The 19,801-nt window shown below is 58.7% G+C and carries 20 protein-coding genes; 8 read left to right on the top strand and 12 right to left on the bottom strand.

Features of this window, described 5'->3' with window-relative positions; translation table 11 throughout:
- The first annotated feature begins 65 nt into the window (after window positions 1-65).
- On the top strand, window positions 66-1,772 hold the full coding sequence (locus tag QQL64_RS08720) for a S53 family peptidase (RefSeq protein WP_284398275.1): 1,707 nt from the start codon (window positions 66-68) through the stop codon (window positions 1,770-1,772).
- 99 nt (window positions 1,773-1,871) lie between these two features.
- Here QQL64_RS08720 and QQL64_RS08715 read toward each other — a convergent pair whose 3' ends face one another.
- Complete coding sequence (locus QQL64_RS08715) at window positions 1,872-2,018, bottom strand: hypothetical protein (protein ID WP_284398274.1); 147 nt, start codon at window positions 2,016-2,018, stop codon at window positions 1,872-1,874.
- 226 nt (window positions 2,019-2,244) lie between these two features.
- Window positions 2,245-3,051 (bottom strand): AraC family transcriptional regulator, encoded by an 807-nt coding sequence (locus tag QQL64_RS08710; protein WP_284398273.1) that lies wholly within the window; start codon window positions 3,049-3,051, stop codon window positions 2,245-2,247.
- Between the two features lie 125 nt (window positions 3,052-3,176).
- On the opposite strand from QQL64_RS08710, the gene QQL64_RS08705 reads away from it, so the two are divergent.
- Window positions 3,177-3,710: a hypothetical protein gene (locus tag QQL64_RS08705; protein WP_284398271.1), complete on the top strand. Its 534-nt coding sequence runs from the start codon at window positions 3,177-3,179 to the stop codon at window positions 3,708-3,710.
- A 31-nt stretch (window positions 3,711-3,741) separates the two neighbouring features.
- On the opposite strand, the gene QQL64_RS08700 is transcribed toward QQL64_RS08705, so the two are convergent.
- The 5 genes from QQL64_RS08700 to QQL64_RS08680 form a co-directional block, all read right to left on the bottom strand.
- On the bottom strand, window positions 3,742-5,070 hold the full coding sequence (locus QQL64_RS08700; protein ID WP_284398269.1) for an MFS transporter: 1,329 nt from the start codon (window positions 5,068-5,070) through the stop codon (window positions 3,742-3,744).
- The gene (locus tag QQL64_RS08695) at window positions 5,067-5,402 is read right to left on the bottom strand and encodes a hypothetical protein (protein ID WP_284398267.1); all 336 of its coding nucleotides are present in this window, start codon (window positions 5,400-5,402) and stop codon (window positions 5,067-5,069) included. The genes QQL64_RS08700 and QQL64_RS08695 overlap by 4 nt, the downstream gene beginning before the upstream one ends.
- A complete protein-coding gene (locus QQL64_RS08690; protein ID WP_284398265.1) occupies window positions 5,399-5,968 on the bottom strand; it encodes an isochorismatase family protein in 570 nt (189 codons plus the stop codon). Before QQL64_RS08690 ends, QQL64_RS08695 begins: the two co-directional genes overlap by 4 nt.
- A 62-nt stretch (window positions 5,969-6,030) precedes the next feature.
- On the bottom strand, window positions 6,031-6,483 hold the full coding sequence (locus QQL64_RS08685; RefSeq protein WP_284398264.1) for a MarR family winged helix-turn-helix transcriptional regulator: 453 nt from the start codon (window positions 6,481-6,483) through the stop codon (window positions 6,031-6,033).
- Between the two features lie 169 nt (window positions 6,484-6,652).
- A complete protein-coding gene (locus tag QQL64_RS08680) occupies window positions 6,653-7,066 on the bottom strand; it encodes a type II 3-dehydroquinate dehydratase (RefSeq protein ID WP_284399716.1) in 414 nt (137 codons plus the stop codon).
- Between the two features lie 388 nt (window positions 7,067-7,454).
- Between QQL64_RS08680 and QQL64_RS08675 the strand changes: the two genes are divergently transcribed.
- A complete protein-coding gene (locus tag QQL64_RS08675) occupies window positions 7,455-8,372 on the top strand; it encodes an SPFH domain-containing protein (RefSeq protein WP_284398262.1) in 918 nt (305 codons plus the stop codon).
- Between the two features lie 53 nt (window positions 8,373-8,425).
- Here QQL64_RS08675 and QQL64_RS08670 read toward each other — a convergent pair whose 3' ends face one another.
- The 3 genes from QQL64_RS08670 to QQL64_RS08660 all read right to left on the bottom strand — a co-directional run bounded on the left by QQL64_RS08670 (window position 8,426) and on the right by QQL64_RS08660 (window position 11,584).
- Window positions 8,426-10,189, bottom strand: coding sequence for a tetratricopeptide repeat-containing diguanylate cyclase (locus tag QQL64_RS08670; protein ID WP_284398261.1), 1,764 nt, complete (start codon window positions 10,187-10,189; stop codon window positions 8,426-8,428).
- A gap of 41 nt (window positions 10,190-10,230) precedes the next feature.
- The gene (locus QQL64_RS08665) at window positions 10,231-10,536 is read right to left on the bottom strand and encodes a hypothetical protein (RefSeq protein ID WP_284398258.1); all 306 of its coding nucleotides are present in this window, start codon (window positions 10,534-10,536) and stop codon (window positions 10,231-10,233) included.
- Window positions 10,537-10,780: 244 nt separating this feature from the next.
- Window positions 10,781-11,584, bottom strand: a complete 804-nt coding sequence (locus QQL64_RS08660; protein WP_284398255.1) for an SAM-dependent methyltransferase — start codon at window positions 11,582-11,584, stop codon at window positions 10,781-10,783.
- Window positions 11,585-11,736: 152 nt separating this feature from the next.
- Between QQL64_RS08660 and QQL64_RS08655 the strand changes: the two genes are divergently transcribed.
- The 3 genes from QQL64_RS08655 to QQL64_RS08645 all read left to right on the top strand — a co-directional run bounded on the left by QQL64_RS08655 (window position 11,737) and on the right by QQL64_RS08645 (window position 14,195).
- On the top strand, window positions 11,737-12,051 hold the full coding sequence (locus QQL64_RS08655) for a hypothetical protein (RefSeq protein WP_284398252.1): 315 nt from the start codon (window positions 11,737-11,739) through the stop codon (window positions 12,049-12,051).
- Window positions 12,052-12,155: 104 nt separating this feature from the next.
- The gene (locus tag QQL64_RS08650; RefSeq protein WP_284398249.1) at window positions 12,156-12,977 is read left to right on the top strand and encodes a creatininase family protein; all 822 of its coding nucleotides are present in this window, start codon (window positions 12,156-12,158) and stop codon (window positions 12,975-12,977) included.
- A gap of 54 nt (window positions 12,978-13,031) precedes the next feature.
- Window positions 13,032-14,195: a YncE family protein gene (locus QQL64_RS08645; protein ID WP_284398246.1), complete on the top strand. Its 1,164-nt coding sequence runs from the start codon at window positions 13,032-13,034 to the stop codon at window positions 14,193-14,195.
- A 65-nt stretch (window positions 14,196-14,260) separates the two neighbouring features.
- Here the strand turns inward: QQL64_RS08645 and QQL64_RS08640 are convergent, their stop codons facing one another.
- Window positions 14,261-16,243 (bottom strand): ferritin-like domain-containing protein, encoded by a 1,983-nt coding sequence (locus QQL64_RS08640; protein ID WP_284398243.1) that lies wholly within the window; start codon window positions 16,241-16,243, stop codon window positions 14,261-14,263.
- A gap of 152 nt (window positions 16,244-16,395) precedes the next feature.
- The gene (locus QQL64_RS08635) at window positions 16,396-17,160 is read right to left on the bottom strand and encodes an SDR family NAD(P)-dependent oxidoreductase (RefSeq protein ID WP_284398241.1); all 765 of its coding nucleotides are present in this window, start codon (window positions 17,158-17,160) and stop codon (window positions 16,396-16,398) included.
- 145 nt (window positions 17,161-17,305) lie between these two features.
- Here QQL64_RS08635 and QQL64_RS08630 point away from each other — a divergent pair, with 145 nt between their 5' ends.
- Window positions 17,306-18,211, top strand: a complete 906-nt coding sequence (locus tag QQL64_RS08630) for a LysR family transcriptional regulator (RefSeq protein ID WP_284398238.1) — start codon at window positions 17,306-17,308, stop codon at window positions 18,209-18,211.
- Between the two features lie 124 nt (window positions 18,212-18,335).
- Complete coding sequence (locus QQL64_RS08625; protein WP_284398236.1) at window positions 18,336-19,790, top strand: alkaline phosphatase family protein; 1,455 nt, start codon at window positions 18,336-18,338, stop codon at window positions 19,788-19,790.
- The last annotated feature ends 11 nt before the right edge of the window (window positions 19,791-19,801 follow it).

Here is a 19,801-nt window from a genome sequence, read left to right as displayed (position 1 = left end):
GCGGTGATGGTGGCGTGCACGCCAAAATCCGCTTATTTCATTATCTACCAATGGGGTAATTACCAATGATTAGATCAAATGCGACTGGAAAAGATCTCACCAACGGGACGTTCCGCCTTGCGCTTGCCATTGCCTTGGCATTCGGCGCAACTGCGGCAGTTCAGGCAGCGGAAGTTTCCACCCATCACGTGCGGGATGCGGTGCATGCAGGGGCGGCGAAAGCGGTCGGTCGCCTCCCAGCCAACCAGATGATGAGTCTCGACGTTGTTCTGCCATTGCGTGATAAGGCCGGCCTGGACGCGTTTGTAGCAGACGTCACCAACCCGGCGAGCCCCAATTTCCGTCATTACGTTACCCCGGCGGAGTTCACCGCACGATTCGGTCCGACCAAGAACGATTACGACACGGTCGTTCAATATCTGAGCAAGTACGGATTCACCATTACCGGCGGAAGCCGCGATGGCATGGATGTGCAAGTAGTGGGTCCGGTCTCGGCCATCGAAGCCGCCTTCAACGTGAAGATGCGCACCTATCAACACGATACGGAGAATCGCGTCTTCTACAGCCCTGACCGCGAGCCCGTAACCGGTCTAGCGATTCCGCTGTGGCACGTTTCCGGTCTGGACAACTATTCGATCCCGCATCCGATGCTCGTCAAGAAGACCGACTACGCCATGGCGCATGGCATCAGTGCTGATGCGGTCGTTTCCCATGCAACGACAGGTTCGGGTCCCTCGGCCTCGTTCCTGGGCAGCGATATGCGCGCTGCCTACTATGGTGGAACGCTTACCGGCACAGGTCAGAATCTGGGTTTGTTCGAATACTACGGCACCGATCTGGCTGATCTGACGACGTACTACAACAACGTCCATCAGACCAACAACGTTCCTGTCACGCTGCTTTCCACCGACGGTACGAGCACCTCGTGTCTGTACTCGGCAGGTTGTGACGATACCGAGCAGACGCTCGACATGACGCAGGCCCTCGGCATGGCACCGGGTCTCAGCAGTCTGGTGATGTATGTCGGCTCCACCGACACCGCCATCATCAGCGCCATGACCACCCACAGCCCGCTGCCGACCACGATCGGTTGTTCGTGGGGCTGGACACCTGCCGATCCGTCGACACTCGATCCGTACTTCGAGAAGATGGCCGCCCAGGGCCAGACCTTCTTTGCAGCTTCCGGCGACAACAAGACATGGTCGTCGAGAAACGAAGCATGGCCAGCCGACGATGCGAACGTCATTTCCGTCGGCGGCACCGACCTGATCACCAGCAGCGCGGGCGGGCCGTGGAAGTCGGAAACGGCATGGGTCGACAGCGGAGGCGGCATCTCGCCAGACAAGATCGCCATTCCTTCATGGCAGAAGATCGCTGGCGTGATCAATTCAAGCAACCATGGTTCAACCACCTATCGCAATGGTCCGGACGTTTCGGCCAACGCCAACTTCACCTTCTACACCTGCGCAGATCAGACGTCGTGCCTGGCTAACAGCTACGGCGGCACCAGCTTTGCTGCGCCGATGTGGGCGGCCTTCATTGCGTTGGCCAACGAGCAGCAGGCAAACGTGGGCAAGACCAACCTTGGATTCCTCGATCCTGTGATCTACGCAGAGAACGAGTCGGGCGGAGCATTGACGGCTACCTATGCCACCGACTTCCACGACATCACTAGCGGCAAGTCCGGCACCTATTCGGCGGTGGTGGGCTATGACCTTGTGACGGGCTGGGGTAGTCCGAAAGCGGCACTGATCACGACGCTGTATCCGTAATCGCCGCAAAAGAATCGTGGCGCGTCGATCTTTCGACGCGCCACGTACTCGATATTCGTGGCTGCGTTGTTCGATCGGTGATGGATACTCATCTGCGGTTTAACCAGCCGTACTCGCCAATGCCGCAATCGGAGCATGGCCGCTGGTGACGGTTGTGTTCGAGGTGAGCATGGCGCCCATGGTCAACACGCAAATCAGCAGGCAGGCAGTGAAAAGGCCTTTCAGCAGCAGGGTCTCGAATTTCATGGCGGTTCTCCGTAGGTTGGGAAATGAAGCCTTCGAGAGGTATATGGCAAGGTGCGTGCCAACGTCGCGAAGCCGTGGAAAACCGCATTTCTAAGCCATTCCTTGCGCGCTATCGCATCACGGACGACTGTCCGCGGACGGTCGTCCTTGTTGTCCGGACATAGTGCGGACATTCAGTCGGAGCCAGCGGCTCACCAAGCCGAGGTTTTTTACGATGAGCTCACTGCTACGTGGGTGCGGATGGCGTTCTGGCAAATGTTTCGAAATACGAAGTAGGTGTGGTTCCAAATGTTTTTCGGAACGCCGCGATAAACGCGCTCGGTGTGCTGTAACCCGCGTCTAGTGCCGCATGCGTTACCTTTGCACCTTCGCCGAGAAGGCGCATGGCGTGCATCATCCGAAGTTGCTGGCGCCACTTGCCGAAGGTCATGTTTGTCTCGTCTAGAAAGAGTCGCTCGATGGTGCGCAGGCTTGCGCCACTTGTCTTGCAGATGTGTGCGAGTGGCTGGCGGTTGCCGGGTTCCGTCAACAACGTTTCGGCAACACGCCGTGCCCGCGAATCGGTGAGATTGGGCAGTTGCAAGGGAACCATCTGAATCACCTGAAGCTGATCCACAATCATGTCGACAAGGTGGCGCTGCGCGCGTTCGCTTTTCCACAGCGGACCCACCGTACACGCGTGAAGGATGAGTTCTTTCAGCAGTGGCGGGACATTGATCACGCAGCAATCCCGTGGCAGTACTTTTGCCAGCCGAGGTTGCAGATAGAGCGTGCGCATGGCCACCGCGCCCGACATGGCAATGGAGTGCGGAACGCCCTTGGGTATCCACACGCCGCGATGTGTGGGGACAATCCAGGCGCCGCCGTCGGTTTGCACGGTCATGACACCGCGCGACGCATAGACCAATTGGTCGCGATCGTGAAAATGCAGCGGGATGACGTGCCCGGCGGGGTAGTTATGCGTGAGCGTGGCAATCGCGCTCCCGTCATCGGCCAGACGGTCGAAAATCGCAGTTTGGCGTTTTCTCGACATTTGTTGTCATCCTATCGAAAGTACGAAAACGCGGCAATGACCATGCTAGGCACCGTCGAGATCAAGCCGTCAGACATCCATCGAGCGGGCTGACCGCGGCGAAATCCAACAGCGGAGCGGTGAACATGGCGATACAGGGCAGAAGTCTTCTTCTTGTTTCGGTGGCTGGCCTTTGTGCCGCGTTTACCTCGAACGCATTCGCCGCATCAGCGAGAAATTCATGTGCTACAGATCCGGCGAGCCGACAGCTCGATTTCTGGGTGGGTGATTGGGCGGTAGGCGGCGCAGGCGCATCAGCCAGCGCAACTAGCCATGTGTCTTTGGCGCTCGACAAGTGCGCGGTGATCGAAAACTGGGATGGCGGTCGAGGGCATCGAGGCGAGAACATGTTCGCGTATAGCGCCGACGACAAACGTTGGCACGGCATGTTCGCGGACAATGAGGGACGCGTGCACGTCTTCGTGGACGGCAAGGCCTCAGCGGATTCGGTCATGTTTACGGGTCCCAGTACCGGGTCTGATGGAAAGCCGGTGATGAACCGCGTAAGCATCGTGCGGATCAGCCCAGACCGAGTCGATCAGGTGTGGGAGAAATCGGAGGACAACGGTGTCACGTGGTCCACAGCATTTCGCGGAGAATACGCTCGCAAGAAACCGTGATCGAGAGTGAAGGGCGCGCGGCTCTGACCGCTTACGGAGAAGTTTGTTCCAAAGGTGGCGACTTCGGTTGCTTGCTATTTGAGTCGCCTACAGGGGCGCCGTCGTCCATGCTGAGGTGCAGGCGCCCTGCGTCCACGTACACACGCAGGCGATGATAAGTCACGAGGTAACGGATACCGATCATCGCGGCGACTAAGCCTGCGGCAGCACCGACGCCCAACGCCCAGCGCGGACCGAACGTATCGGCAACCCAGCCAACGATCGGTGCGCCAATGGGCGTGCCGCCCAAGGCTATGGCGAGGAAGATGGCCACCACCCGGCCGCGCATGGCGGGTTCGGTGGAAAGTTGCATCAAGCTATTGGTCGACGTGGTGAAGGTCTGGGCAGCCATACCTATAAGGATGAGTACGCTACCAAACAGCCAGTAGTTGGGCATGATCGCGGCCAGCACCAAGCCGAGTCCAAACATGGCTGCTGCCGCAAGCAAGAGTGCGATGTGAGGATTCTCGCGTCTCGCCGCAAGCAGCGCGCCGATGACCGACCCAATCGCCATGGTCGATGTCAGCAATCCGTATCGACCCGCGCCGGCGTGGAAGACGGTGACCGACATGGTCGAAATAAAGATCGGAAAGTTGAGCCCGAAGGTGCCGATCAGAAACAACATGAGCAGCACGGCTTTCAGATCGGGCCGTTTCCATACATAACGAAAACCTTCAGCGAGGCTTGCGCGCGTTCGCGATGCATGATGCCTGGGATGCAGCTCGCGAACGCGAAGAAAACACAGCGAGCACAGCACAGCGGCAAACGAGGCGGCGTTGAACACGAATACCCACCCGCAACCGACGGCGGCAATCAGTAAACCGGCGATGGCTGGCCCGATCATTCGTGCGGCATTGAACGACGTGGAGTTGAGCCCCACCGCATTTGAAAGATCGGCCTCGCCCACCAGGTCCGAAACGAATGTCTGCCGTGCCGGTGCATCGAACGCGGCGACACATCCCAACAGAAAGGCAAAAACATACACCTGCCACAGTTGAACTATGCCGGTGATGGTAAGAACGCCCAGCCCAAGCGCTAGCACGCCCATGGCCGCTTGCGTGGCAAACAGCAGTTTTCGTCGATCGAGGTGATCGGCTGTGAAACCGGTCAGCGGTAGCAGCAGAATCTGCGGGCCAAACTGCAGTGCCATCACTACGCCGACGGCGGCGGCGTTACGGTGCGTGAGCTGGGTGAGGACGAGCCAATCCTGCGCGATGCGCTGCATCCAGGTGCCGATGTTGGACACGATCGCCCCGGCTGCCCAGACGCGGTAGTTGAAACTTCGCAGCGAGCGAAAGGTGCCCAGCATCGGATCGCTCACGTGTTTCCGGGCGAATTGCCACCGTTGAATCGTCCGAACAAGCGCGCCGTCAGCACGCCGAAGAGCAAGACGCCCAATCCCAGCGCGATGGCATCATCGCTGGAGCGCAGCTCGAAATCTCCAGAGCGGTATATCAATACGTAGGCGATCACCGCGTTGAGAAATCCCCAAAGCACGTTTATCGTTGAAGAAGAAAGCCCTTCGCCGCGTGGTTTTGCAAATGGACTTTGAAAAGGTTTGCCCATGACGCCGCTGACAAAATGCGGCACAGCGTTGGTGAGAAAAACCCCACCAAAGAAATAGGACACATAGTGAGTCCAAGGCATCGTCATGCACTCCTATGGGACGAGTCGAGGAGGTCGATGATTTCCTGCGTCGTGCCGGTTTCGCCGAGCCTTGGAAAAATCCGCGCGATACTGTTGTGATGTGCATCGGCGTTCATGTCGGTCATGGCATCAACGGCGAGGGTGACGTGGTATCCGTGTTCGTGCGCCTGGCGCGCGGTGGACTCGACGCCAATGCTGGTAGCGACACCGACGATGACTACCTGAGTCACGCCGAGCTTCTTCAAATGTGCGTTGAGGTCTGTATTCATGAACGCGCCCCAGGTGTGCTTCGTGACGGCGTGATCCTGCGGCTGACGATTCAATTCAGGAATTAAGTCGGCCCAGTCGGCGGGAAGCTCGCCGAGGTTGCGGCTCTGTTCCGCTCGACCCGGAGCGCCGCCGGCGACGTTCACCAGCACGATGGGCAAGCGGTGGTGGCGGAATGCGTCGGCAAGCGCTACTGAGTGCTTCACCACCAGGTCGACGGGCTGCGCCGTCGGAAGGGAGACGATACCTTTCTGCAGATCGATGATGATTAGTGCAGTGTTCGGATCAAGCGTGGTGACAGCCATGATGTTCTTCCTAAAGGTAGGGGATTGCTGCGCAATGCAGCGATAGGCATGGGATAGAACGGTTACTGATCGACCAAGCGCTTAAGTAACTTAACGGCGCTGGCCAGCTGCTTTTGCTCTGCGGGCGCGAGATGTGCCTGGATAGCGTGAGCGAGCCAGTCCTCGCGCGCTGCACGGCTGACCTTGATCCATGCGTGGCAGGCAGGGGTTAGTGACAAAAGGGTTTGCCGCCCATCGGTCGGATGCGCCTCGCCGCGTACGAGGCCGATCTTTTCCAGCGCGGCAATGGTGGCGCCCATGGATTGGGGGCGCACGCTTTCGGCCTGCGCAAGACTGGTTACGGTCGCAGGTCCTTCGCGCTCCAGTCGACCGAGGACGGAAAGTTGTGACGCGGTGAGATCGCCCGCACGTGCTTCCTCGCGCAGGCGACGTTTCAGCTGGCCGATAAGAACGCGAAGTTCTCCGGCCAATGCCAATGCGCGTGTCGCTGCTGGATCTGTCGAGGGCTTGGCCATGATTCCATCATTCTAGTAGATATGAAGGGAAACTGCAAAGGTTAACTTCATATATGGATGCGCGCATGCCGCCGCCTCGACAGACGTCGAAGCGGTCTCCCACGTAAAGGCCTGCCGTTAGCCCCTGGTTCTACGCAGACGCGCGCTCTGTCCTCGGTTGCCGTTACGGTTATACGGAAGCGCTTAGCCGGCGCAATGCGATGCCCAGTGCAATTCGGTAACTGGTACCCAGGTCGCCATGGATCACAATCGTGGCTAAAGGGGCGTGCAGAACATCTCTGGGTTCCAGGGTGTCATCGCTGTCGTCGTGGACTTCGATATAGGGCATGTTCAACGCATCGAGTGCATCACCAAGCCCGGCCTCCGGATGCGCCTGCACTTGTTGCGTAAGGCTGCCTGGATCCAGCAGCATGAATTCAGTGGTTTGAGATCGCGCCGTGCGTACCCGCGCGACAAACTCGCGCAAGCCGTTGCAGCTGCAAACTTCCAGTGTTCGCCCCGCGGCACGTGCGAGTTGCTGTAGATGGCCTAGTAATTCACCGCTGAGCGATCTGGCATTCGCGTGAGGCCCCTGGACAATCATGATGGTCACGGCGATACGCCCATGCTATTGCAATGCGGATGACGTATGTTCTCGCCGGGCAAGGTAAAAGTGCTATATGCGAAAGACCCGGGTTGCGTAAATTTTTCGCAACTTAGCGACTGTCACTCGCCAACCAAGCGTCTTTGCGGCAAGATGCCCCGCATCAGGGGGAAGCACCATGGACACGTCTGTAACGGAGCGCAGGCTGTATCTCGTTAGTGTTCGCTGCCGGCGCGTATTGCCGTTCGATTCGTCGATGACACCTTTCCGCTATCAACAGTTGCAGCAGTACAGACAGCAAAAGCTGCGCTGTCACCTGCACTCATCTATACCTTGCCTGTCAGGCCCGGCTTTCCATCATTGATGTCACCAGAAGTGGAGATTGTTCATGCTCAGCTTGCCACCTAGGGATCCTCGCTCCTTTCTTGGTCGATTTGGCACCGGTGGACTTATTGTCGCCGCACTCATCATCGTTTTTCTGTTCGGCAGTGTTTTCGTCGTGTCGCCAAGTGAAGAAGCGGGAACGCGCTGGATGGGCGGTACACCGATGACCGTCGCGCCGCTGACCACGGGCGTGCACTTCAAGGTGCCTTTCTTCGAGACAGTCGATCGTCTGCAAACGAGCCGTTCGGTTTACACGCTCAACGGACTCGACGTGTATACCAACGACAACCAGAAGGTGACGATCGATGTCAGTCTGATCTATCAGATTCCCAGTTCGGCCGTCATGAATCTTCTGTATCACGTGGGCCGTGCCGGTGCGGTGGACATTGAGGCCACTATTCTTCCAGTGGTAAGGGACCGCGCGCTTGCTGCATTCGCTCAGTACAACACGCTGACCATTTCTGATCAGCGCGCGCAGATTACGGCGCAGATGCGTAAAGACATCAGCGATGCGCTGAACCGCTTGTTCAACGTCGAAGTGATCGACGTGCAGCTGGTCGGTATCCATTACTCGCCTGTGTTCGATCAATCCATCGAAGAAGCGGTGCGCGCCAAGAATCTTGCCGTGCAGGCGGAAAACACGGTGGCGCAGAAGAAATACGAAGGCGAGCAGAAAACCGTTACTGCCAATGCGGAGGCCACGGCTGCTGTGGAGCGCGCCAACGGCGAAGCTCAAGCCACGGTGCTACAGGCGCAAGCGCAGGCCAAGGCCATCGATACGGTTGGCGAAGCGTTGAAGGGTAATCCGGAGTACACGCGCTTCTACGGTCTGCAGCACTGGAACGGCATTCTGCCGCAGGTTGTGGGAGCAGGCTCCATTCCGATGATCGACCTGTCCAAAGGGCAGGATGCGAGCAAATAAAGGGAGTCAGGAAAAACGTCGATCTAGGTTGGCGTGAGGACAGCGAAGCCAACCTATCCCGTAGCCCTTTCCGAGCTGGGCGAGACAGCATCAGTGTCTGTCTCGCTCATTACTACGCGATTGCGTCCTTCACGCTTGGCGCTATAGAGCGCGTCATCGGCGGCAATCAGCAGCTTGCGCAGTTCGTAACCGTAGTGATCGGCCGAAGCGATACCGAAGCTGGCAGATATCGGGATGTCCTGCGGTTCGTCTTCGGTGGTTGCATGAATCGCTGCGCGGATCTGCTCGGCACGATAGAGTGCTTGAGTCGGTGTGCATTCGGGCAACAGAATGCCAAATTCTTCACCACCCAGGCGACCGAACACGTCGCACGAGCGCAAATAACGCTGGCACATGGTCACCGCGCGGCGGAGTACCTGATCCCCCACCGTGTGGCCGTGGGTATCGTTGATCAGTTTGAAATGATCCATGTCGATGAGAATAAGGCAGGCGCCGCGCATGGACTTAGCCGTGTAGCGCAGCGCTTGTTCCGCCTCGTCGACAAAATGCTGCCGATTGAAAATCCCCGTCAGGCCATCGCGCCTGGCCAATCGCATGAAGCGCAGTTGTGAGCGCTTGAGGCGATAGAGCAGGAAGCCGATCGACGCCAGGACGGTCAGCAGTAGGGCGATATAGAGCCGGCTTGTTTCAACGGCTTTGTGGTCGAGCGCGCGTTGCAGCTGCAAGATCTGGTTCTTCTTGTTCAGCTCTTCGAGCTGAGATTTCTTGATTTCCACCTGCTGTTTAGCGAACTGGTACGCCAATGCCTTTTCGCGGAGTTCGTCGACATGGTCTTTGTCGGCGGCCACGAATTTTTCACGGTAGGTCACCGCGTTGCGCAGGTCGCCTTGTTGCCTTGCGATCTGGAAGAGAAGTTCGTAAGCCGTGCTTAGTGGCTGGGTGTAGTCGTCTTTTTTCGCGATATCCACTGTGTCCAGCGCGAACTTCTCGGCGTGCGCGCTATCGTTCGTTTCCCAGTACGCCTGCGCCAGCAAGGCGTCATATTCGGCCGTCAGCTCCGGATAGTGATAGCCCACGACATTCGCGTAACTGTTTTGCAGCAGGCGGATGGCTTCCGGGATCCTACCTTGCTGAATCGCAAAATTGGCTACGTCGCGCCGAATGGCGTCAGTCCACATGTTTTCTCCGGCTTTCACGCATGTTTCAAGACCTTGCTGGGCATCGAGATCCGATGCGCGCATGCGGCCATCCAGGAAGTTGGCATGGACCTTCAAGTATCTGCCGATGCAGCCGTTTCGACCGTCAGGATAGTCGGCGATTATCTGGTCGGTGTAACTGGTAGCCAGGTCATATTGCCCCGCGCCGATCAGCAACTGCGCGGCTTCGGCCATCAGATGGAAGCGCGCATTCTTGTCGCTGACTCGCGGTAGTTCGTCGAGCCCCTGGTCCAATTGTGCGAAGGCTTCTTCATAGTGATGCCCGAAGCCCAGAATGTTGATAAGGGATGCCGTGGCATTTATCCGCATCGTGTTATCTGGGGCTTGCCTGGCGATCACCTCCAGTTCGGGCTTGGCTTTGACGAACTGGCCGGTGTATCCGAGCTCCCAAGCATGCAGGTAGCGCAACGTCCATTTCTGGGCTTCGGACAGGTTTGCTGTGTTTTTATCGAGCTGTTCGAGCAGCTTGGCAAAGGCCGTATTGTCAACTGTCTTGATCGCGTCCGCGCGTGCGAGCAACTGCGACGAATCGCTGGATTCGGGAGTGGCGGCAAATGCCACTCCCGCAAGCAGGCACAAAAGCGAGGCAGCGCGTGCCAAAAGTTTCCGGCGAGTGCGGCCGGGCATGAACATCAATGCGCTTACGGTTGCCGAAGCGATGGACGGAACTGTGAGTCGCGGGCACCTTGCGGATGCGGCTTCTCACCGGAATCGTCTTCGTCGTCTTCCTCTCCTTCCTCTTCTTCATCTGGTGGGACGAACATGGCAATAAGCGGGCCTTGTTGCAGTAATGCTTCGAGTTTGGATGCATCCCTAGCCAATATGGCGTCGCGCAATGGTGCTTCCACTTCGGCTTCTGCCAACGCAATCTCAACTTCATCCTGGGAAGCGTTGCGCCATTGCGCGTCACTGCCCATCCTTTCCAGAAAATCAACAACGCTCAACATTGAGCCATTCCCCCGCTGTTAGTTGATGTTTGCAATGGCACTGGCGCAATCCATGGCTTGCGCTTCGCAAATTGTGGTGGTCAGTTTCCATCATATCTCGCCGTGAAGATCCCTATGCGACATAGCGCCGTTGTGGACCTTTAGTACCGTCCTTTTAGTATTCACTAGGGACTATATGAATATAACTTATTGATATTAATTGTTTTAATGCCTTGCTGAGCGAAATGGAACAGCCCTGTGCCCGTTAGCTGTCGGCTATTGCTTGATCAAGCGCCGTCAGCCGGGCGCGAACTTCTACATCGGGCTGTAGGGAACGGGCGGGCGGAATCGCCAGCGTATCCGTCATTCCCAGGTCGGCATGAGGCAGCTTCGCGAGCATCAGCCGTTCGATCCGCGGCGACTGAATCGGCAATGTCGCTGCGCGATAGACAACCACTTCATGTTCCGGCGGATAGTCGCGCAGCAGCACGTCCACCAACACCTGCCGATAAGCGGCACCCGTGGCGAACCGCTTCTTCGATTGATCGCCCGCCAGTCCCACCTGCCACAGGATCAGCCATGCGCTTGGATCAACACAGCGCCTATAGAACATGAACTGGCTAGTCTCGTAGTGCTGGCAGCCATAGGCGCCCGGATCGATACCCAGATCGGCATACAGGCAATCTTCGGCAGAAATGCCAGGCTCCATGTGCGCTGCGTAACCTTCGAGCCGGGCCATTTCGATCGCTTTGTGCGGCGCCCAGGCAAACACACCGGGGTGGCCGTAGAACGCGCCACATACACGCTTGCCCGCGCGCACTTCGGTCATGATGGCGTCCACCATTTGCCGATACGTCTTGAGCCGCGATTTTCCCTCCTGGTAGTACGGCTGCAGACTGCGCACGTCCTTATTCATGCCGCTCAGCCAGAGTTCGACGATGCCATCGGATACCCCGGAAAAAACCACGTCGGCCTGTTCGATGTGACTGCGCGCCAAGGGGCTGATATGCGAACCCAGCGTGATACCAATACCTACGCAGGCCAGGCTGCCTTTAGATGCGTTGTTCAAGACCTTCCCCTAACGAGCGGCGCGGGCGGAGTATTGCCCGATCCCGTGCCTGCGTCGACATATCGCGCAATGCGCGTAGACATTTCAAAGACAAAGCCGCATCGAGCTTGGTGATAGGCTCTGGACTCCCCACGGGTGAAAAGGAGCCTTCTATGGAAGTCAGCTTCAAAAACTGGGGTGAGGCGGTGGCGTTTATCTCCCAGCGCACGGACATGGCGCTGGAAGGGATGATGGCGCTGAGTGCGCAGCAAATGGTGGATCAGCAGGTGATCGCAGCGCTGCTGGCCTCCCATTCCCATTTGCGAGCCGCGGCCGATGCATGGCGACACATGGCGTCGGCCACTTTGCCGATCACCCACGTACGCAGTCTGCAGAACGATCAACCGGAATCGGTGCGCGAGGCGTATTCGGAGCGTGTGGCGTATTGGGAGAGCATCTTTCGAAAGGCCATCCCCGAGAACGAATGAGGCAAAACGCGGGCAACGTGTAAAGGAGGGATGCGCAGGAAAGGGTGACGTGCAACCATATTGGATAGCGCTCGCCACTTCCCCGTTCGTTCTTGCAGAGCTTCATGACGATGCACCCTCTCTTCCGACGTCTTTTTGCGTTTGCCGTGCTGCTCATTGCTGCGCAAGTGTCGTTCGCGCAGTCTTCCCAGACAGTGTTGCTGCAAAACCTTACCTGGACCGAGCTGCGCGAGCAGATCCGCGCCGGCAAAACTACCGTCATCATTCCCATCGGTGGAACCGAGCAAAGCGGCCCTTATATCGCGGTGGGCAAGCACAATGTGCGGGCGGAATATCTGTCCCGAAAAATCGCGGAAAAGTTGGGCAATGCGCTGGTCGCTCCAGTCATCGCCTATGTGCCGGAAGGAAGCTACGCCCCACCCGCATCGCACATGCGATTTCCCGGCACGATCACCATTCCGGACGACGTGTTCGAAAAAATGCTCGAGTCCGCCGCCAATAGTTTTGCAGTCCATGGTTTTCGGAACATCGTCTTTCTCGGCGATCACGGCGGTTACCAGAAGGACGTGATCCAGGTGGTCGCCCATCTCAACAAGACCTGGGCGGGTTCGGGTGCCAAGGCATTCGTGCCACCGGAGTATTACAACGCTTCATCGGACGGTTACGCCCAGATCCTACGCCAGCAAGGTTTCCGCGACGATGAAATCGGCACGCATGCGGGGCTCGCCGATACCTCCCTGCAACTCGCGGTGGCCCCCCAGATGGTGCGGCTGAGTCAACTGCGCGCTAGCTCCAAATTAGGCGCGGCGGATGGCGTCTATGGCGGCGACCCGCGGCGTTCCAGCGCCGAACTCGGCCAGCTGGGCGTGGATGCTATAGTTTCGCGCACCGTCGATGCCATCCGGAAAGACACAGCGGAGCACTGACGTAGCTGGTATGTGGCCGGTTTTTTTGTCTTATCTTTGATACGGGAATTTGCCGTGAAATTTGATCGTTTTGGGCGTCTTGCCGCGCATGTCGGCGCCATCCTGGTAGGTCTGGGCGTAAGCTGCGCCGCGTCGGCGCAATCGGTGGCGACCGTGCCGGGCATGCCGCCTGTTACAAACCCCAGCAACATGTACAGCGATGCGGGGTTCAACCATTTCAGTCCCGCCGTGGCCGGTGCATTGCAGCGCATCTACGTCCCGAATTTGCGTTCGAACGATGTTTACGTCATCGACCCTGCCACTTTCAAAGTCGTCGATAAATTCCCTGTGGGCCGCAGCCCGCAGCACGTCGTACCTTCGTGGGATCTTCAGACGCTGTGGGTGACCAACAACGCGGAAGGTCGCAACGACGGTAGCCTCACTCCGATCGATCCGAAGACCGGCAAGCCAGGCAAAGAAATACTCGTCGACGATCCGTACAACATGTACTTCACGCCGAATGGTAAGGAAGCCATCGTGGTGGCCGAGGCGCACGCGCGTCTGGATTTCCGCGACGCGCACACCATGGCGCTGAAGTCGAAGCTACAGGTGCCCGAATGCAAGGGCATCAACCACGCGGATTTTTCGATTGATGGCAAGTACGCCATTTTCACCTGCGAATTCGGTGGCATGGTGGCCAAGATCGACATGGTCAACCAGAAGGTGGTGGGCTATCTCCAGCTACGCAAAGGTGGCATGCCGCAGGACATCCGCGTCTCGCCCGACGGCAAGGTGTTCTATGTTGCCGACATGATGGCCAATGGCGTGTACGTGATCGACGGTGACAACTTCACGCAGATCGGTTTTATCAAAACCGGTATTGGTACGCACGGCATGTATCCCAGCCGTGACGGTACTCGGCTTTATGTGGCCAACCGCGGTTCGAACAAAGTGCACGGTCCACGTAACGGTCCGGGCAGCGTATCGGTGATCGACTTCGCCACGCGCAAGGTCGTCGCCAACTGGCCGATTCCGGGCGGTGGTAGCCCCGATATGGGTAATGTCACCGCCGACGGCAAATGGCTGTGGCTATCGGGTCGTTTCGACGATGTGGTTTACGCGTTCGACACGGCGACCGGCAACGTCAAGATCATCAAGGTCGGCATGGAGCCGCACGGCTTGGCGGTATGGCCGCAGCCAGGTCGTTATTCGCTGGGTCACACGGGCATCATGCGCTGAGCGATTAAAAAGGACGGAGGCGTGTTTGCGTTAACTGCCTCCGTCCTCCTTGTGTGTAGCGGTGATCAATCCGCAACAAATCCCACCTTGGCATGGCTTCCATCGCAGAACGGCTTGTTCTGACTGTGCCCGCATCGGCACAGGAAGGTGCTGGTCACTCGCGCCACCATGCGTCCGGTTCCGCTCGTGATTTCCAGGTTGCCGCGTACTTTCAGCGGACCATTGGTTTGCGGTTCGATCTGCAGCGGGCCATCGCGCACAGCAAGTGCGTCGGTCGATGTTGCCGTCGGTGGTTCGCCGGTGGCGTTGAAGCCCACATCGTGATGCGAGCCGTCACAGAACGGTTTGTTCTTCGATGCGCCGCAGCGGCACAACGTGGCGCGATAACCTGCGGGCACACCGTTGAGACGCAGATCGCCACGAAAGGCATACGGACCTGCTTCGCGCGTGGTGGCGAGATTGACGGGCGGTGCGGATTCGTCGGGACGACCGTCGCGTCGCTTGTAACGAATCGCGCCGGAAGGGCAGGCATGGGCGATATCCGCCAGCCGTTCCACGTCCATCGTATCGGGATGAATCCATGGGCCTTGGACGTTGGCTAGAAAAACCGTGGGAGCCCCGGTGACGCAGAAGCGCGCGTGGATGCAACGTTTCGCTTCGAATAGCAAAGTCAGCTTTTCGCCATCGACCTGCTCGATGCCGTCCTGCGTGGACGTGGGCGGTGCGGGTTGGGTGACGGGCGTTGCCGCCGCCACGGACAACGTTGGTGCGACGGCGTACGGCGGAGGCCTTGAAAGGTCGAAGTTCTGCTCGGCGTTTTGCGCAAGTCTGGAAAAAATCGACGCAGCCGCAACAGTGCGTGCGTCGCCTTCATCACGCATGCGCATGGCTGCTTCCGCCAATTGCTGAAAACGCTCGCGGAAAAAGCGACGCGCTCCCGGGCCGGGCGGCAACGTGGATGCATCCCGCAGCGTAATGAACGATACGCCTGCATGGCACGCAGGGTTCGACGGACCGGCCGGTAATCGCGCGGCGCGTTCGGCCAGCGGCACCAGTGCATGCATCAAGCCGATGGCGAGATCCAGCGCTAATGCCTTGTCCGGATCTTGCGAAGGAACCGCATAGGTATAGGCGAGCAGACGCTGCATCAGCCCATAAGCGCTATTGGCCAGGTCGACCGTAGCAATCGCCCGGGGATCTTCGATCCATACGCGACCTTCCGGGCGCGGCGGTCGGCGCATCACCGGGTTGGTTGCTGCTGGGAACGCTGGCATAAACGAAGGATCGGCGGCGAGCAATGCCTGGTATTCCGTACGTATCGCTGCGAACTTTTGATAGTGCGAGTCTTTGACGTTTTCCTGTGCGCCTTCGCCTTGCGTAATGATGGAGCTGAAAGCGGCCAGTGCCGTCTTCAGGCAAATGACGCGCTTGGCCCCCGGCATGGACACTTCGTCGGACGACAATTGCAATGCGGGATCGCCGCACATCGCTCCGGCTTCGCCATGCGCGTCGGACAAGCGACGCAGGCCAACGCCCAGCTTTTCATAAAACTGACCGACGGTGTCGTAATCCACGCCCATCGGCGTGAGCCGGGGGCCCTCTACACCGCGAACGAAGTTGCGTTCGGGTGCGAAGCCTTCGCCGTCGGGTTCGGTTGAGCCCTCCGGTCGTTCCAGATAGACAAAATGCTGCAGCGTGGCCATGTTGAATGGCGCGAGTTTTACGACGACGCCAGCTGGCAGATACCCCGGGTCGAGCGGAAAGTTCGAACGCCCAACGCGCGGTGCGCCGCCCAGCGCGACGGTGATGTTCCACACCGACATGAGGTGGCCCATTTCCTCCGTCGCAATGTGCAGAATGCAGCGACGCCAGCGAGCGACGGCATCGAGCTGTTCGGCGGTCAGACCTTCCTCCACGGACGACTTCAGCGAGAAGGCGGCGTAGAGATACGTGCACATAAGGCAATGTTCGAGTTCAGCTGCTTCGTACAGCGCATGTAGCGCTTGTTCGCGGCTGGGTGTGGCGTCGTTCGGGCGGTAGCTGACCAAGGTGGCTCCCCAGATGGACGGTGCTAGCAAGACATTAAAGGTACACCGATCGGGGAAGGTCGCGTATGTGCTGAATGGATCATTTGTTTTTCGTAACGCGCGCCCTGTGCGACGGATCACTCGTCTCGCAAGGCGCGGCTACGCAGCGGTGTTTAGATAAACATGCCGCCCGATGCTTCAATACGCTGACCATTGATCCAGCCGCTGTCCTTTGACAGCAACGATGCCACCACGCCGCCGATGTCGTCAGGCTTGCCGACGCGGCCCAAGGCTGTCTGCGAGGCGACAAACGCGTTCACGTCGGCGTTGTCGCGCACCACGCCGCCACCGAAATCGGTTTCGATCGCACCGGGCGCCAAGGTATTGACCGCAATGCCGCGCGCGCCGAGTTCCTTGGCGAGATAGCGGGTAAGCACCTCGATGGCGCCCTTCATCGCCGCATAAGCGGCATATCCGGGGAGCGCAAAGCGTGCGAGTCCGCTCGAGATATTCAGGATACGCCCGCCGTCGGCGATCAGCGGTAGCAAGGTCTGCGTCAGGAAGAACGCCCCCTTGAAGTGAATATCCATCAGCTCGTCAAACTGCGCTTCCGTCGTGTCGGCGAAACTGGCGTGGATGCCGATGCCGGCGTTGTTGACCAGGTAGTCGAACTGGTTGCGCTGCCAGTGTTCCTTGAGCGCAGCGCGCAACTGTTCGGCAAACATCTTGAAGCCGCCGGCCTTGCCGACATCCAGCGGCAGAGCGACCGCGCGGCGGCCGAGCTTCTGGATCGCAGCGACTACCGCCTGCGCCTCGGCCTGGTTGGAGCGATAAGTCAGCACCACGTCGGTGCCGTGTTCGGCCAGTTTCAGGGCCATGCTTTTGCCCAGGCCGCGGCTGCCGCCGGTGATCAGGGCGATGGGGGCGGGTGCACTCATGGGGTATCTCCGTTCATAGGGGAATGAAGCCAACCCCGTCAGCATATTGATCTGTACACGGCGCATAAATCGACAGATTATGAGATATGTGTTCGCAAATAACGAACAATCAACCCACTTTCTGGCGCATATCGCGGAGCGGCCTATGAATCGCATCGACGCCATGCACATCTTCGTCCGGGTCGCCGAACTGGCCAGTTTCACCAAGGCCGCCGACAGCCTGGGACTGCCTAAGGCCAGCACCTCCATCGCCGTGCAGCAGTTGGAAGGGCAGTTGGGGACACAACTGTTGCATCGGACCACGCGCAAAGTGCAAATGACCCAGGACGGGCAGCGTTTCTATGAACGTTGTAAAACCCTGCTGGCGGACATGGATGAGTTGGATGCGATGTTCCAGCGCGTGCCGCAATCTCTGCGCGGCCGTTTGCGCGTGGACATGAATAGCCGTATCGCGCGGAATCAGGTGATCCCGCGGTTGCCGCAGTTCATGCGCGAGCATCCGCAGATCGAAGTGGAACTGAGCTGCACCGATCGTCGCGTGGATGTGGTGGGCGAGGGGTTCGACTGTGTGGTGCGCGTGGGCACGCTGGAAGATTCGAGTCTGGTTGCGCGATCGCTGGGCCGGTTTCGGATCGTCAATTGCGCCAGCCCCGACTATCTCGACGAACACGGCACGCCGCGCGAACTCGGCGATTTGGCACAACACAAATTCATCCACTACGTATCGACGCTGGGCCAACGGCCACCGGGTTTCGAGTATCTGGAGGGTTCGGCGTGTCGCTATGTGCCGATGCAAGGCGTGCTTACCGTCAACAGCATCGAGGCATACGAAGCCGGGTGCCAGGCTGGGCTCGGCATTATCCAAGCACCGCACGCGGGCCTGCAGCATCTGATCGAGGACGGAACGCTGGTCGAAGTGTTACCGCAATATCGGGCCGAACCCATGCCCGTATCGCTGCTCTATGCGCAGCGTCGCAACGTCTCGGCGCGCGTGCAGGCTTTCATGGACTGGTTGGCGGACATCATGGCGCCTTATCTGGATGTTGGCTGAACCCCAAAAAATGTCACAGTCATCCTCTATGTTTTCCCGACATGACACATGCCGTTGATGAAATAACGACGGTCAACGTGGCGAAATAGCAGCCCATCTACCGCAAGTAGCAAGGTGACACGGCATGCCTACGGCAAACGCGAATTCATTGTCGGCCATCAATCACATCGTTGTGCTGATGCTGGAGAACCGCTCCTTCGATCATATGCTCGGCTTTCTCTATGCCGATAGCGGCAACGTTTCACCTACGGGCCAGCCGTTCGAAGGGCTGACCGGGAAGGAGTCCAATCCCGGCACCAGCGGCAACGAACCGGTGAGCGTGTTCAAGATCCAGGGCGGCACCAACAGCACCTATTTCATGCCAGGTGCCGATCCTGGCGAGGGATACACGGCAACCAATGCGCAGCTGTTCGGCAGCAACACCGCGCCCACGCCACCGGTGGCGACCAATCAGGGCTTTATCAGCAATTTTTCCTACACCTTGGGTTGGGAGGGTAAGGAGAAATGGTCGATTCTTCCGGGCACGGTCGCCAACGACATCATGGGCATGCACACGCCGGCCACCTTACCGGTGTTGTCGGCCTTGGCACGCGGCTTTGCGGTGTGCGATCACTGGTACTGTTCGGTACCGACGGAGACGCTACCCAATCGTGCCTTTGTCAATGCGGCGACGTCGCAGGGACATATGGACGACAAGACCAAGAACTTCACCGCGCCGTCCATTTATACCGCGCTGACGAAACAGAACGTCAGCTGGGCCATCTATGGTTACGACGCCGATCCGCTGACTCGCATGACGTTCTCCGACCTGTCTGGCGTTGCGGACAGTTATTTCGGAACCTTCGCCGATTTCCAGAAGGCCGCGGCAAACGGCTCGCTTCCTTCCTTTACGTTTCTCGAACCGAGCTGGGGATCGAAAGGCAACAGCCAGCATCCTAATTACGATGTCTCGCTCGGCGAGCAATTCATTCACGACCTTTACTACGCCTTGCGCAACAGTCCGGTGTGGAACGAAACGCTGCTGATCGTGACTTACGACGAGCACGGCGGCTGCTACGACCACGTTCCGCCGCCATCGGGTGCAGTGCCGCCTGATGCCTCGGTGGGCGAATATGGATTCGACTTCACACGCTTCGGCCCGCGCGTACCAACCGTGCTTATTTCGCCGCTGATTCCCGCCGGCACTGTGTTTCGTGTGCCTGCGGGCTCCATGCCGTTGGATCACACCTCGATCCTCAAGACGGTCGAGTTGCGTTGGAATCTACCGGCGTTGACCGCGCGCGATGCGGCGGCGCCTGACATTGGCGCGGTGCTCAGTTTGGCTACGGCGCGTACCGATGATCCGTTGGCCGGCGTTGTCGTACCGGTGTCGAGCGGCGTCAACCCCGCAGCCAATCGCCCTTCGCATCTGCAGGAAGTGTATGCCGATCTGGTGTCGCGCTTGCCGGTGCCGGACGCCGACGGTGGTACGCATCGTCCGCTGCCCAAACTCGAGACGGGTTACGACTACGATCGGTATATCCAAGAGCGGCTGACGGCGTGGAAGGCGAGTCGCAACGCAGCGCAAGCTAAGCCGTAACGGACAGGGTC

Origin of the sequence: Dyella lipolytica (assembly GCF_030160075.1) — a bacterium.
Taxonomy (GTDB): domain Bacteria; phylum Pseudomonadota; class Gammaproteobacteria; order Xanthomonadales; family Rhodanobacteraceae; genus Dyella_B; species Dyella_B lipolytica.
This window is presented reverse-complemented; position numbering and strand designations above follow the sequence as displayed.

Excerpts from the sequence above, each read along its gene's own strand:
- QQL64_RS08630 (WP_284398238.1), top strand. The coding sequence starts at position 17,306 with ATGAATCGCATCGACGCCATGCACATCTTCGTCCGGGTCGCCGAACTG.
- QQL64_RS08625 (WP_284398236.1), top strand. The coding sequence starts at position 18,336 with ATGCCTACGGCAAACGCGAATTCATTGTCGGCCATCAATCACATCGTT.
- QQL64_RS08685 (WP_284398264.1), bottom strand. The coding sequence starts at position 6,483 with ATGGCCAAGCCCTCGACAGATCCAGCAGCGACACGCGCATTGGCATTG.
- QQL64_RS08655 (WP_284398252.1), top strand. The coding sequence starts at position 11,737 with ATGGAAGTCAGCTTCAAAAACTGGGGTGAGGCGGTGGCGTTTATCTCC.
- QQL64_RS08710 (WP_284398273.1), bottom strand. The coding sequence starts at position 3,051 with ATGTCGAGAAAACGCCAAACTGCGATTTTCGACCGTCTGGCCGATGAC.
- QQL64_RS08715 (WP_284398274.1), bottom strand. The coding sequence starts at position 2,018 with ATGAAATTCGAGACCCTGCTGCTGAAAGGCCTTTTCACTGCCTGCCTG.
- QQL64_RS08720 (WP_284398275.1), top strand. The coding sequence starts at position 66 with ATGATTAGATCAAATGCGACTGGAAAAGATCTCACCAACGGGACGTTC.
- QQL64_RS08665 (WP_284398258.1), bottom strand. The coding sequence starts at position 10,536 with ATGTTGAGCGTTGTTGATTTTCTGGAAAGGATGGGCAGTGACGCGCAA.
- QQL64_RS08675 (WP_284398262.1), top strand. The coding sequence starts at position 7,455 with ATGCTCAGCTTGCCACCTAGGGATCCTCGCTCCTTTCTTGGTCGATTT.
- QQL64_RS08695 (WP_284398267.1), bottom strand. The coding sequence starts at position 5,402 with ATGACGATGCCTTGGACTCACTATGTGTCCTATTTCTTTGGTGGGGTT.
- QQL64_RS08705 (WP_284398271.1), top strand. The coding sequence starts at position 3,177 with ATGGCGATACAGGGCAGAAGTCTTCTTCTTGTTTCGGTGGCTGGCCTT.
- QQL64_RS08650 (WP_284398249.1), top strand. The coding sequence starts at position 12,156 with ATGACGATGCACCCTCTCTTCCGACGTCTTTTTGCGTTTGCCGTGCTG.
- QQL64_RS08635 (WP_284398241.1), bottom strand. The coding sequence starts at position 17,160 with ATGAGTGCACCCGCCCCCATCGCCCTGATCACCGGCGGCAGCCGCGGC.
- QQL64_RS08690 (WP_284398265.1), bottom strand. The coding sequence starts at position 5,968 with ATGGCTGTCACCACGCTTGATCCGAACACTGCACTAATCATCATCGAT.
- QQL64_RS08680 (WP_284399716.1), bottom strand. The coding sequence starts at position 7,066 with ATGATTGTCCAGGGGCCTCACGCGAATGCCAGATCGCTCAGCGGTGAA.